The sequence below is a fragment of the Pseudoalteromonas sp. PS1M3 genome, from assembly GCF_016865405.1.
Classification (GTDB): Bacteria; Pseudomonadota; Gammaproteobacteria; order Enterobacterales; family Alteromonadaceae; genus Pseudoalteromonas; species Pseudoalteromonas marina.
In genome coordinates this window covers 1,452,133-1,465,612 of the sequence record NZ_AP022624.1, presented here as the reverse complement: position 1 = coordinate 1,465,612, position 13,480 = coordinate 1,452,133, and the positions used below count along the sequence as shown (strand labels likewise).

At 40.1% G+C, this 13,480-nt stretch carries 7 protein-coding genes and 2 pseudogenes; 4 read left to right on the top strand and 5 right to left on the bottom strand.

Going from position 1 to position 13,480, the window contains the following annotated elements; all coding sequences use genetic code 11:
• The first annotated feature begins 64 nt into the window (after positions 1-64).
• On the top strand, positions 65-1,135 hold the full coding sequence (locus tag PS1M3_RS06715) for an FAD-dependent oxidoreductase (RefSeq protein WP_138741008.1): 1,071 nt from the start codon (positions 65-67) through the stop codon (positions 1,133-1,135).
• A gap of 38 nt (positions 1,136-1,173) precedes the next feature.
• Here PS1M3_RS06715 and PS1M3_RS06710 read toward each other — a convergent pair whose 3' ends face one another.
• Entirely contained in the window at positions 1,174-2,208 is a 1,035-nt protein-coding gene (locus tag PS1M3_RS06710; RefSeq protein ID WP_008127717.1) for an AI-2E family transporter, read from the bottom strand.
• A 170-nt stretch (positions 2,209-2,378) separates the two neighbouring features.
• Between PS1M3_RS06710 and PS1M3_RS06705 the strand changes: the two genes are divergently transcribed.
• Positions 2,379-3,269, top strand: a complete 891-nt coding sequence (locus PS1M3_RS06705) for a TIGR01777 family oxidoreductase (protein ID WP_203986901.1) — start codon at positions 2,379-2,381, stop codon at positions 3,267-3,269.
• A 140-nt stretch (positions 3,270-3,409) separates the two neighbouring features.
• Positions 3,410-4,573 carry a GGDEF domain-containing protein gene (locus tag PS1M3_RS06700; protein WP_138741006.1) on the top strand — a complete coding sequence of 388 codons (1,164 nt, stop codon included), beginning with the start codon at positions 3,410-3,412 and terminating at the stop codon, positions 4,571-4,573.
• Positions 4,574-4,682: 109 nt separating this feature from the next.
• On the opposite strand, the pseudogene PS1M3_RS06695 reads toward PS1M3_RS06700, so the two are convergent.
• Together PS1M3_RS06695 and PS1M3_RS06690 are read right to left on the bottom strand one after the other, a co-directional pair.
• Positions 4,683-6,190, bottom strand: a pseudogene (locus PS1M3_RS06695) (ISNCY family transposase).
• Positions 6,191-6,423: 233 nt separating this feature from the next.
• A pseudogene (locus PS1M3_RS06690) lies at positions 6,424-7,584 on the bottom strand (IS30 family transposase).
• 278 nt (positions 7,585-7,862) lie between these two features.
• Here PS1M3_RS06690 and PS1M3_RS06685 point away from each other — a divergent pair.
• Complete coding sequence (locus PS1M3_RS06685; RefSeq protein ID WP_203983756.1) at positions 7,863-9,371, top strand: ISNCY family transposase; 1,509 nt, start codon at positions 7,863-7,865, stop codon at positions 9,369-9,371.
• 213 nt (positions 9,372-9,584) lie between these two features.
• Here PS1M3_RS06685 and PS1M3_RS06680 read toward each other — a convergent pair whose 3' ends face one another.
• Together PS1M3_RS06680 and PS1M3_RS06675 are read right to left on the bottom strand one after the other, a co-directional pair.
• Positions 9,585-12,134, bottom strand: coding sequence for an exo 1,3/1,4-beta-D-glucan glucohydrolase (locus tag PS1M3_RS06680; protein ID WP_203986899.1), 2,550 nt, complete (start codon positions 12,132-12,134; stop codon positions 9,585-9,587).
• Positions 12,134-13,408: a sugar MFS transporter gene (locus tag PS1M3_RS06675; RefSeq protein ID WP_006792235.1), complete on the bottom strand. Its 1,275-nt coding sequence runs from the start codon at positions 13,406-13,408 to the stop codon at positions 12,134-12,136. The genes PS1M3_RS06680 and PS1M3_RS06675 overlap by 1 nt, the downstream gene beginning before the upstream one ends.
• Positions 13,409-13,480: the final 72 nt, after the last annotated feature.

Here is a 13,480-nt window from a genome sequence, read left to right as displayed (position 1 = left end):
GACAATAGTGCACACACAAAACAAACTACCTACTAGTAGATTGTTAAACTTAAAAAGGTAAATAATGGCCAAGCCTATAATAATTATTGGTGGCGGACTTGCAGGGCTTTATGCTGCAACAAAATTGCATGAACGTAATATTGCGTTTTTATTATTAGAAGCCAAACCATTTTTAGGTGGGCGTGTTTATTGTGAAAATTCAATAAAAAATGAAAATGTTGGGTTTGATCTTGGTCCGACGTGGATCTTTCCTCATCAGCCAAAAATTCAATCATTGGTCAAATCGCTCAATTTATCGACATTTGAGCAATACAATCATGGTGATGTGTTATACCAAGCGCCTAATCAAGCAGTTCAACAAATAGCTGGCGCTGGCGAAATGCAATTGTTTAGGCTAAAACATGGCATGAACACCTTAATCAAGGCACTCTATAAACAGCTACCTGCAAAGCATATATTGTTAAATCATTGCGTAACAGAACTCAAAAAAAGTAATGATAACTGGCAGTTAACAGTTAATAACAATGGTAAAATACAGCAGTTTGAAACAAACACAGTGCTCACTGCCCTGCCTCCACGAATGATCACCCAACATCTAACACCTAATTTTTGGGCAAGTGAGAGGCTTATAAATCGTTTGACTACAACGCCCACTTGGATGGCAGGACAGGCTAAATTTGTGGCCACATTCGATTACGCCTTTTGGCGAGAACGCAATCTATCTGGACAATGCTTTAGCCGAGTCGGACCCATGGTTGAAATACATGATGCAAGTGCAGAACACAATAAGCATGCTGCCTTATTTGGCTTTATCGGCGTGCCATACGCCACTCGCAGTAAAGTTTCCAAAGCACAATTAATAAAAGCTTGTATTAACCAGCTAGTCTATTTTTACGGCGAAGCCGCTAGAAACCCCACACATTGTTTTATAAAAGATTGGGCTGAGGATGAATTTGTTGCCAATAACGACGATAAAACACAACCCTCACAACACCCTGATTTCCATTTAGGTGAACTAACAAGTGAGCTAAGAGATTTAAATATTCACTTAGTAGGAAGTGAATTCGCGAAAAAAGAAGCAGGTTATTTAGAGGGAGCACTTAACGCTGTTGATGACGCATTAAGTGCTATATAGCAATTCAAATGGGTTATATTGGCTATAAATGCTGAAGGTTAACGCATCGCGCTATCTTCACCACTGCCTAATAATGTAGCAACCCATTTACCTTCTATGCTTGTTTCAAGGCCTATTTTAACAATCATTGTTAATGGAACAGATAAAAGCATACCTACTGTACCAAGTAGCCACCCCCAAAATATTAAAGATAAAAATACAACAAGGGTTGATAGGCCAAGCCCTTTACCTAAAAATTTAGGCTCTACAATGTTGCCCATCACCGTGTTTATTGTTAAGTAACCCGCCGCTACCATACCGGCAATTAGAGGACCTTGAGTTATTAAGGCAAGTAACACGGCAGGCACAGCCGCAATAATTGACCCAATATTCGGAATGTAATTAAACATAAATGCTAAAACACCCCATAATATAAAGTAGTCAACATTTAGAACCCACAAGTAAACAGACACAATAATACCGGTAGCTAAACTAACGAGTGTTTTTATAGCCAAGTAAGAATTAATTGATTCTAAAAATCGGTCAATTTGCTTCATTTTACTATCAGGATCTTCAAGAGCCATATGTATTTTATTGCTTAGCAGTGGGCCTTCAAACAGCATAAAAATAACCGTTAAGATTATTAAAAACATGTTTGCCATTACGCCACCAAGCCCTGTCAGCATGTTAGTTGCTACATCAACCATTTTACCTGGATCGAACATCGAAATAAGTTGTTCTTTATTAATTAAAATATTGTACTGGGAGGCGAGGTCTACAAGCCAAATAAACTCTTCTTTGAGTTGGGCTTTATATTCAGGAAGCTGCTGTGAAAAATCATTAATGGACTGGCCAACTAAGCCACCTAAGCTGACTCCAAGCCCAACAATAATTAGCACCACAAGCATCACTGCAATGCCTTTAGGAATTTTATAACGTGCAAAAAATTTAATTAGTGGATTACAAATAATGGCAATAAATGCCGCTAATATGAAAGGAATAACAATGACACTTGCTGATTTGATCCCTGCCAATACCACTACTAAAGCAGCAAAAACAATTAAGCTTTTATTTACACCCGTTAAACCTGCCACTTTATTTATCCTTTTATTTGTAATAAGGCCACAGTGTAAGGCAAAACCTAATGAAATGAAATAATTACAAAGTGATCATAACCCTTGTTACTTCGTATTAAGGATAGAAACTACATGCTAGTGAGTATAAATTAAAAACACTTGCTACAATTATAATTTGAGGATTCAATATGCATATATTTGTTACAGGTGCTACTGGGCTAATTGGCCAACATTTATGCCCTTTTTTAGAGCACCACAACACGGTTACCGTGCTAAGCCGTAATACCACAAAAGCAAATGTATTATTGGGTCATAAAATTAAAGCAGTCACTGACATAAGCGCTGTTGATTTTAATACCGTTGATGTTGTTATTAATTTAGCCGGTGAGCCAATCGTTAATAAGCGTTGGAGCGATAAACAAAAGCAAACTATACGTGACAGCCGCATTAATCTAACAGAAAAAATTAGCCACGCTATTGCAGCAAGTACTAACCCTCCACACACGTTTATATCAGGCAGTGCTATTGGCTACTATGGACGCCAAAGCAACAAGCGCATAGATGAAAACTTTACAGATCCCCACAATGAGTTTAGCCATCAGCTGTGTAAAGACTGGGAAGACGCAGCATTAAAAGCAGAGTCTGAAAAAACACGAGTCTGCCTATTACGAACCGGTATTGTATTAGCTAAAAAAGGTGGCGCATTAAGCAAGATGCTTCCCGCATTTAAATTGTGTTTAGGCGGGCCAATTGGTGACGGCGAGCAAGGTATGTCGTGGATACATATAGACGATATGACACAGCTTATTTTATATATTATGAAACACCCTGAAATTTCGGGGCCAATTAACGCCGTAGCACCAAACCCAGTTAGTAACTCAGAGTTTAGTAAACGCTTGGGTAATGCATTATCGCGTCCCGCTTTTATGCCCATGCCTGCATTTGTATTGAAAGTATTAATGGGTGAAATGTCTGACTTACTCACTACCGGGCAATTTGTAGTGCCAACCAAAGCACAAAAGCATAACTATCGTTTTCATTACGAGAACCTTAAATCGGCCTTGGACAGCTTGGTTTAGCTGGCGTTAATTATCTTCTGCGTATACTCTATTCAGTTACAATATGGGTAACTAGTACTATTTACCCATATTGACCTTTCATGATTAATACATAATACTTAAGTTAGTCAGACACAATTTCCTAATAAAAGCGAAAATGAATGCTACACCTGCCTACTGTGATTGGTCTCTCTTTTATACTTAACCTACTAATAGGGTTGTTTTTTTTATCTGTTCATAATTACAAAAAACAATCTGCTTTTTTAATTTTTGGTTTAGCGTGCATTGCATTTTCATTTGCTGAACTACTCGCATGTTTAAAACTAATACTTAATTTTCCTTTTATTACGAGTTATTTAGCGAATGTTTTTATAATACTCAGCCCATTTTTAATTATTCTGGGACTACATAAATACAAATACAGCAAACCTTTAAACTTACGCCCTATTTACTATTTGCTACTTTTTACCGCTGTAATTTTATTATCTGTGTATCCTTACTCCGCGGCACAAATGGTAACGAGCTTTATTATTGCAGGGTTATACTTATTTTCTGCTTACATCATTAGCACTATGAGCTTTGTTGCAACCTTACAAAAAAAGGCATTAATTACCTGCTTTTTAATCCATAGTTTGCTTATGTTTGTTCAAACAGTGCTGCTTGCTTTACCTATTTTAAGCCTAAGCGATACAACCTATTTAGAACCATTAGAGCTCATTTTAAGCAGTCATTTAATTTTAGCCACTTGCAGTGCATTATTACTCCCTTACTTATTAGCATCTAATACAGAACATACGCTTGCCAGCATTGCTAATACCGACGTTTTAAGTCAACTATTTAACCGCCGTGGTTTTTTTATAAAAGGAAAAAACGCGTTAAGTTTACCACTTTACCAAAACAAAAATATTTCACTTATTTTGCTCGATATTGATTTTTTCAAACGCGTTAACGATACCTATGGCCATGAGGCAGGCGATCAAGCCATAAAGTGGATCGCCCAGCATATAAAATCACAGTTTTTAAATGAAGAAATATCAGCCAGAATCGGCGGCGAAGAATTTGCCATTTTGTTGCCCAACTGCTCATTAAGTGATGCCAGAAATAATGCCGAAGAACTACGCGAAAGCATAAGCTGTTATCCATTTTATTACGAGGGGCACGATATAAATTTATCGGTGAGTGCAGGCGTCAGTAGCACAATAAACGGCGAGCAGACTATAAAAGAGTTACTAGCGAACGCCGATAAACGACTCTACCTTGCTAAAGAAACTGGCCGTGACAAAGTGGTGACCTACGATGAAAAAAGCTTACTTTTGCAAGCTTAATTTGAAAAAGTGTGATTACCAAGGGATTGTGTCGGTCTAATTACCGAGCGACTTTGTCGTAAATAGCATATCAGCCAGTTGTTAAACTGGCTATGATTTATGCCTATTCTTACAACGCTTGCGACCTTGCAACTCTCAGTGCAGTGGTATTCAAATTGTTTCTTAACCACATGCTACGCACACCGCCTGCGCTAATATCAATACCGAGGGCTTCAGTCAGCTTGATGGCCACTTTCTGTTGACCAAGGTGGGGATGCTCAACGGAGAATTTTACGACTGCATCTTCGATGGCTTTATCTACACAGTTTTTATGTCTTATATCGGGAGTTTCTTGGCGTTTTAAGGCATCAGGACCGCCTTGCTTAACCAGTCTTAAGTGTCGGTGAATAGTGTCTCGTGAGACGCCACTTTGTCGTGAAGCTGCACTGATACTTCCAAGCTTTTCGATTAATGCCAACACCTCTAGTTTCTTTTGTACTGCTAAGTCTTCTGATTCAAGCTTACTTGGCTCATTTACTTCAGATACCTTGAGTTGCCGCCCTGCGAAGTGTGCGGTGAAGCCTTTCTTGCTGGTGTTTCGGATCTCAATTTTCTGATTAGCTATGGAATGTTTTAGCGGTGAATCAATCAAATAGAACTTGTTACCGTAGCTGAAGGTGTGGTCATTGCGGATCTTACGATGGTCTTTAATGACGCAGATATCATCAAGGTTGGTGTGTTTCGATAATGGTGTAAATTCAGGCGCTTGCTTTGATTTCACTTGAATTCTAGACTGCCAGAATTGTGGGATGAATACATGTTTCAGGTATGCATTAGCACTGGCTATATCTTTAATATTGTTAAGCCTTAGCTCAGGTACAAGACGGTCTTGAAATGTATCAAAGGCACGTTCAACACGGCCTTTACCTTGAGGCGAATTGGCGAAGATAATCTCAATACCCAATTCTTCACATGCACGCTGCATTTGTGAGAAGTTGCAACGCTTAGGGCCGCCGAAGATACCCGCTCTATCCACGTACAGCGTTTTAAACACGCCCTTAGTTTCGATGCAATCTCGCATGACTTTCATACAACCAGCGGTGGTTTCAGATGGGAAGAACTCTGCATGTACTTCACTGGTGGCATCATCAATCATCGCAATCAAACAATGCTTCTTATCGCCAAACCAACGATGGGGACTACCATCCATCTGCATCATTAAGCCCGGCGCTGCCATACGCTCTCTGCGTTTTCGAACATTGCTACGTCTTCGTTTGGCTCGTTTAACGTGATGAATATCATGTGCCCAACCGCGAAGGGTTTCACGCTTAATAACAATGTTCTCATTCGTAGCTAATTGTTCAGCCAAGTGCAACAGATTCAAATCGTAATATTTTTCCTGAATCAATTTTTGAACCGCTTTTTTATTGATACCGGCGTTTTGTTGGGTGGGGCTTTGCCACTGTTACCATGCACAACAAACTGAATACCGACTTTCTGATATCTCTTCACATAGCGTTCTATTGAACGTCTAGACTTACTGAGTAACTTAGCAGCATTGGTAATTGTTATTCTGCCTTCAACCACTTTGGCAATTATATCAACGGTTAGTTGAGCTTTAGAATCCATCACAATCATCCTCAACATGCCTTCTAGTATTCAAAAACAAGAACACTAACAAACATGTAAAAAAGAGACCGACAGTTTCCCTTGGTAATTAGCAATTACGACAGAATTGCTTGGTAATTAAGATACGACAAAGTCGCTTGGTGTTAACAGCTTAATTTGAAAAAGTCTTAACTTGATCTGCCAGATTCGATTTATAGAGTTGAATTAAATCTGACAGTGAATAGCCGATTTGTGCTGTGAGTTCAATCACTCGATGCAACACACTGATTAAATCGCTCCGCAGGTGTTTCGTATTCTAGTGTTTTCCGCGGTCTCTCATTAAGTTGTCTGGCAACTTGGTTTAATCTTATCTGAGAATGCTCATTTAAGTTAGTTCCTTTTGGAAAATATTGTCTTAATAACCTATTTGTATTTTCATTGGAGCCGCGTTGCCAAGGTGATTGTGGATCGCAGAAATATACTTGAATATCTGTAGCTAGAGTAAAGTCTTTATGATTAGTAAGCTCACATCCTCTGTCCCAAGTTAATGATTTATAAAGCTCTGCTGGCAACTTATTAGCTTGTTTAATCAACGCTTCGATTACTGGCTTTGTTTTATTACTAGGTACTTTCACTAACATTACATACCTAGAGTGCCGCTCAACTAGAGTCGCGATAAAACTGTTTCCTGAGCCTTGGATCAAGTCTCCCTCCTAGTGGCCTGGAACAGCTCTGTCTTCAACATTTGATGGCCTTTCACTAATTGGTACAGCGTCAACTATCTTTCCTAACCCTTTACCTTTAAGAGTGGCGTGTTTTGATTTCCTGACTACCCGCTGCGTCCTTAAGTGTTTCTGTAGCTCTTTTTTTAAGGCGCCGCGGGTTTGTATATATAGGGTTTTATATATTGTTTCGTGCGACACATTCAAATCCTCATTATTGGGGTATCTCCGCCTAAGCCAACCAGAGATTTGCTGAGGTGACCATGCAGATTCCATCTTTTGAGCAATGATTAAACATAATTCTTTGTTGCCATACAGCTTACAAGGCTTAGGGCGTTTGGCATTTTCCCAGGCAACTTTGTCAGCTTTACTCGCTCGATATTTTTTAATCCCGCCGTGGCGGTGTACTTCACGGCAAATAGTGGAAGGTGAGCGATTAAGATATCTCGCTATTTCTCGAAGTGACTTACCTGCTGCTAACCCTCGTGAAATGTCTTCTCGCTCTGCAAGAGTTAGTGTCGTTGGTGAGCGTTTGGGCTCAAGCGGCCTAACACCACCTGTTTTATGGATAATACCTAATATAGATGAATGGTATCGATCAAATAATCTTGCTATATCATGCGCACTATCACCGCGCTGATATCGATCCCAAATTAACCTTCTTTGTTCTGCATTATAATAAATACGCTTTCTCTGTTTCATGTAAACGCTCCTTTAACTAATAATAAGGATAGCGTTGCATTCACCAGTTGAACTCACAGCTCATAGCTGCCTTTCAGATAAAGTCTAAACCTATTTGCTTATACTGTCAGATCAGATATGAGCTACTACACTTAATTATGTTAACACCAAGCGACTTTGTCGTATCTTAATTACCAAGCAATTCTGTCGTAATTGCTAATTACCAAGGGAAACTGTCGGTCTCTTTTTTACATGTTTGTTAGTGTTCTTGTTTTTGAATACTAGAAGGCATGTTGAGGATGATTGTGATGGATTCTAAAGCTCAACTAACCGTTGATATAATTGCCAAAGTGGTTGAAGGCAGAATAACAATTACCAATGCTGCTAAGTTACTCAGTAAGTCTAGACGTTCAATAGAACGCTATGTGAAGAGATATCAGAAAGTCGGTATTCAGTTTGTTGTGCATGGTAACAGTGGCAAAGCCCCATCCAACAAAACGCCGGTATCAATAAAAAAAGCGGTTCAAAAATTGATTCAGGAAAAATATTACGATTTGAATCTGTTGCACTTGGCTGAACAATTAGCTACGAATGAGAACATTGTTATTAAGCGTGAAACCCTTCGCGGTTGGGCACATGATATTCATCACGTTAAACGAGCCAAACGAAGACGTAGCAATGTTCGAAAACGCAGAGAGCGTATGGCAGCGCCGGGCTTAATGATGCAGATGGATGGTAGTCCCCATCGTTGGTTTGGCGATAAGAAGCATTGTTTGATTGCGATGATTGATGATGCCACCAGTGAAGTACATGCAGAGTTCTTCCCATCTGAAACCACCGCTGGTTGTATGAAAGTCATGCGAGATTGCATCGAAACTAAGGGCGTGTTTAAAACGCTGTACGTGGATAGAGCGGGTATCTTCGGCGGCCCTAAGCGTTGCAACTTCTCACAAATGCAGCGTGCATGTGAAGAATTGGGTATTGAGATTATCTTCGCCAATTCGCCTCAAGGTAAAGGCCGTGTTGAACGTGCCTTTGATACATTTCAAGACCGTCTTGTACCTGAGCTAAGGCTTAACAATATTAAAGATATAGCCAGTGCTAATGCATACCTGAAACATGTATTCATCCCACAATTCTGGCAGTCTAGAATTCAAGTGAAATCAAAGCAAGCGCCTGAATTTACACCATTATCGAAACACACCAACCTTGATGATATCTGCGTCATTAAAGACCATCGTAAGATCCGCAATGACCACACCTTCAGCTACGGTAACAAGTTCTATTTGATTGATTCACCGCTAAAACATTCCATAGCTAATCAGAAAATTGAGATCCGAAACACCAGCAAGAAAGGCTTCACCGCACACTTCGCAGGGCGGCAACTCAAGGTATCTGAAGTAAATGAGCCAAGTAAGCTTGAATCAGAAGACTTAGCAGTACAAAAGAAACTAGAGGTGTTGGCATTAATCGAAAAGCTTGGAAGTATCAGTGCAGCTTCACGACAAAGTGGCGTCTCACGAGACACTATTCACCGACACTTAAGACTGGTTAAGCAAGGCGGTCCTGATGCCTTAAAACGCCAAGAAACTCCCGATATAAGACATAAAAACTGTGTAGATAAAGCCATCGAAGATGCAGTCGTAAAATTCTCCGTTGAGCATCCCCACCTTGGTCAACAGAAAGTGGCCATCAAGCTGACTGAAGCCCTCGGTATTGATATTAGCGCAGGCGGTGTGCGTAGCATGTGGTTAAGAAACAATTTGAATACCACTGCACTGAGAGTTGCAAGGTCGCAAGCGTTGTAAGAATAGGCATAAATCATAGCCAGTTTAACAACTGGCTGATATGCTATTTACGACAAAGTCGCTCGGTAATTAGACCGACACAATCCCTTGGTAATCACACTACTACACTTAATTACTAAATTAAACTATCTGTGTATTTGATTCATAAAAAAAGCCCTTCAAATGAAGGGCTTTACTACACACAACAATCTATCTATTTAATTTAGCGTACCCTTACTTGCACTTAAGCGTTGCTTCATCTGCTTTGTTTGGTACAAATTTTATATCTGATACCGACACAGAGGCTTTACCTGAGCTGTGCAAACTAAATGGGCTTGTCAAACTCGCAAAATTTACGCCTTTATCAGCAAAACATTTAAGGTCAATCGAAACTGACTGCCATTTACTAAGTAAACTACTATCTACAACGTTAGCTAGGTTAATACTTTCACCACATTCACCTGAACACATTGCAAGTGAAAGTTCATTACCAAGCGCTTGGTTAAGCTTTATGTCAAAACTAATTACGCCATTTGCTTCAACATAAGTAATAGTATCTTCAGCAAAGCTCGTTACTATTTCTGCGCTCGCTTTTTCACTCCCGTTGAAATTAAACTGACGAGCATCTTCTTGTACAACCTTATCTTCAGTTCGGTATTTTATAGCGCCAAACTCATGGGTACTGCTCGACACATCTAACAATTCATCACCTGATTTGAGCAATAAGCGCCATGGCGCAACCGGTGCTCCCACTAAAATATCCATACTCGTTAGTGATGAATTATCTAATTGCGAATTTTCATCTAAATTATCCGCAAGTATATTTTTATCGCCATAGGTTAAACCAAAGCCATACGGTAATAACGGCGAGTAATCTTCATCTCCCTTATTAACCGTTGTTTGAACTGCCGTTTTAGGCCATGAAAAAGAAAGTTTGCCTTTAAAATCGTGGTTAACACTACCGTCGGCTGCTTTTAATAGCACATCGGCAACACCACCGCCTTCAGTACCAGGTAACCATGCTGCTACAAATGCATCAGACGCATTAAGTTCACTGTTTACCCACATTGGACGACCAGAAATAAATACAGAAACAACGTTTATTCCTTGCGCTTTTAATGATTTTAACAGCGCTAACGATTTTTTATTGCCGCGCTCAAATTCAAGGTTATCTCTGTCACCATGACCCTCCGCGTAAGGTTCTTCACCAAATACAACAACGGCTACATCGGGTTTTTGCTCAAAAGAGCCATCATCACTGAGTGTAACTTTACCGCCTGCGGCAGTAACTTGCTCTTCTAAGCCTTTATAAATTGACGTGGCTCCTGGGAAGTCAGCATTTTTATTGTTAGTGCCCTGCCAAGTAATACTCCACCCACCAGACTGTTTACCGATATTATCGGCACCGTCACCGGTAATAAGTACATGTTGATTTGGCGAAAGCGGCAATAAGTCATTTTTATTTTTAAGAAGTACGAGTGACTCACGTACTGCTTGTCGTGCTACTTCACGGTGATCTTGTGCACCAATTAATTCTGTTTTACCTGAATATAAACGGTTTGCTGGACTTGGCTTATCGAATAAACCCGCGCGTAGTTTTACACGCAATACACGTGCAACAGCATCGTCAATACGCGCCATGCTAATTTCGCCAGATTTAACTTGCGCTATGGTATTTTCATATAGTGGTTTCCAAGCGCCCGTTGGCACCATAAATATATCTAGCCCTGCATTAATAGCTTGTGGGCAGCTTTCGTTGGTACAACCTTTTATTTGTCCATGTCCATTCCAGTCACCAACAACAAACCCGTCAAAACCCATACGTGTTTTTAATACATCGGTCAGTAAATATTTATTACCATGATTTTTAACACCGTTCCAACTGTTAAACGACGCCATTACAGACTGACTACCCGCCGATAACCCACCTACATAACCTTGTGCATGAATATCAAATAACGATTGCTCACTGTCGATATTGTTACCTTGATCGTCACCATCAACAGTGCCGCCATCACCTAAAAAGTGTTTAACAGTACTAATTACACGTTTATCACTTAAAAAGTCTTCATCGGCCTTACCTTGTAAGCCATTCACAATAGCCGCTGAATACTCACGCACTATTGCAGGGTCTTCAGAATATCCCTCATAGGTTCTACCCCAGCGATCGTCACGTACAACTGCAACGGTTGGCGCAAACACCCAATCAATACCTGTAGCCATAACTTCTACAGCGGTAACAGCTGCAATTTGTTCAATTAGTTCAGGATTATTAGCCGCACCTAAACCAATATTATGTGGAAATAACGTAGCACCAATCACATTATTATGACCATGCACTGCATCTGTTCCCCACATAGTAGGGATTTTGCTACCGTCTATTGAATCATCAACAGACGCTTGATACATTTTTTCAGCAAGGGCAACCCAATCTTGTGGTGTGGCATGTTTATCCCCATTAGGAAACGCCCCACCACCGTTTAAGTAAGAACCAAAACCGTATTTACGCATATCTTCAACGGTAATATCACGTATTTCAGGCTGAATCATTTGCGCTACTTTTTGCTCAAGCGTCATTGAGTTTAAATAACTCGCTATTTGCGCTTCTATCTCTGCATCTTTTTTAACCGCAATGTTGAGCTTGGGCCATATTTGTTCAGCACTAGCGTGCGCTTTTGTAGTATCAGCTTGATTAGTATTGTCGTTTGAACAAGCAGTTAATGTAGTCACTGAGGCAACCAATGTTGCTAATGCAATTTTATTGAGCGTAAAACGTGTGTTCATTATAAAGTCTCCTTAGCTTGAACAGGTTTGCTGCCACTTAAGCCGTAAAATACGATGAATAGATAACATAAAATTGGTAAAGCATACGATAGTTGAACCCCAACACTATCAGCAAGTGCACCTTGTAAAAGCGGCACAATTGCACCGCCTACAATTGCCAAACACAAAATGCCCGAACCTTGCGCTGTGTGCTTGCCTAAGCCATTTAGTGCAAGGCTAAAAATAGTAGGAAACATAATGGAGTTAAATAATCCAACTAATAATATTGACCACATTGCTAACTGACCAGATGTGCTCATGGCAATAACCACTAAAATAATAGCCATGGTTGCATTAAAACCAAGCACTTTACCGGCGGGAAGTTTTTGCATTACAGCCGCGCCAATAAAACGCCCAACCATTGCACCGCCAAAGTAATAGGTAATGTAATGAGCCGCGACATGTTCTTTTAATCCAGCAATATTTTCTTGCGCTAAAAAGCTAACTAAAAAACTACCAATCGCAACTTCCGCGCCCACATACATAAATATGCCTACCGCACCCAAAACAAGGTGGCGATACTGCCATGCACTCCCTTCAATAGTGTCTGATTTCTCGGCCGCTTCTTTTTGCTCGCTCATAATGTCTGGAAGCTTAAGCCATGCAAACACACCGGCTAATACAATTAGCATTGCAGCAAGCAGCAAGTAAGGAAGTTGAACTGATTCGGCATTTTGCGCCGGTGTTAAAAAAGCATCCGACGCTGAGCCTAGTATTAATAATGCACCAAATGACGGTGCAACCGTGGTACCAAGCGCATTAAATGCCTGTGTTAATGTCAAACGAGAAGACGCTGTTTTTGCAGGACCTAATAAACTTACGTATGGGTTTGCAGATACCTGTAATAAAGTAATTCCGCTTGCTAAAACAAATAGCGCAAACAAAAATACAGGATAGTTATGCATTTGTGCCGCCGGATAGAATAATACACACCCAACTGCAGCAATTAGTAACCCGACAACAATGCCGTTTTTATAACCCAGCTTTTTCACAATAAGCCCGCTAGGTATAGACATTAAAAAGTAAGCACCAAAAAAACAAAACTGCACAAGCATAGCCTGCACGTATGTTAAATCGAATACCGCTTTTAAATGCGGGATTAGAATATCATTTAGGCAGGTAATAAAACCCCACATAAAAAATAGCGTTGTTAACGATGTAAGTGCAAATCCATAATTATTATCGCCTGTGTTTTGCGATTGTGTGTGTGTCGTTGTTGGTGCTGAACTAGCCATGTGCTCTCCGCAATTTATTATTATCGTTAACCTTCTCTGTATTGTTAATAAATTGGCGGCTAAGCCATGCTA

What these genes read in the sequence shown, in the direction of transcription:
- PS1M3_RS06675 (WP_006792235.1), bottom strand. Translation starts at nt 13,408, where the DNA reads ATGGCTAGTTCAGCACCAACAACGACACACACACAATCGCAAAACACA.
- PS1M3_RS06700 (WP_138741006.1), top strand. Translation starts at nt 3,410, where the DNA reads ATGCTACACCTGCCTACTGTGATTGGTCTCTCTTTTATACTTAACCTA.
- PS1M3_RS06715 (WP_138741008.1), top strand. Translation starts at nt 65, where the DNA reads ATGGCCAAGCCTATAATAATTATTGGTGGCGGACTTGCAGGGCTTTAT.
- PS1M3_RS06685 (WP_203983756.1), top strand. Translation starts at nt 7,863, where the DNA reads ATGATTGTGATGGATTCTAAAGCTCAACTAACCGTTGATATAATTGCC.
- PS1M3_RS06705 (WP_203986901.1), top strand. Translation starts at nt 2,379, where the DNA reads ATGCATATATTTGTTACAGGTGCTACTGGGCTAATTGGCCAACATTTA.
- PS1M3_RS06680 (WP_203986899.1), bottom strand. Translation starts at nt 12,134, where the DNA reads ATGAACACACGTTTTACGCTCAATAAAATTGCATTAGCAACATTGGTT.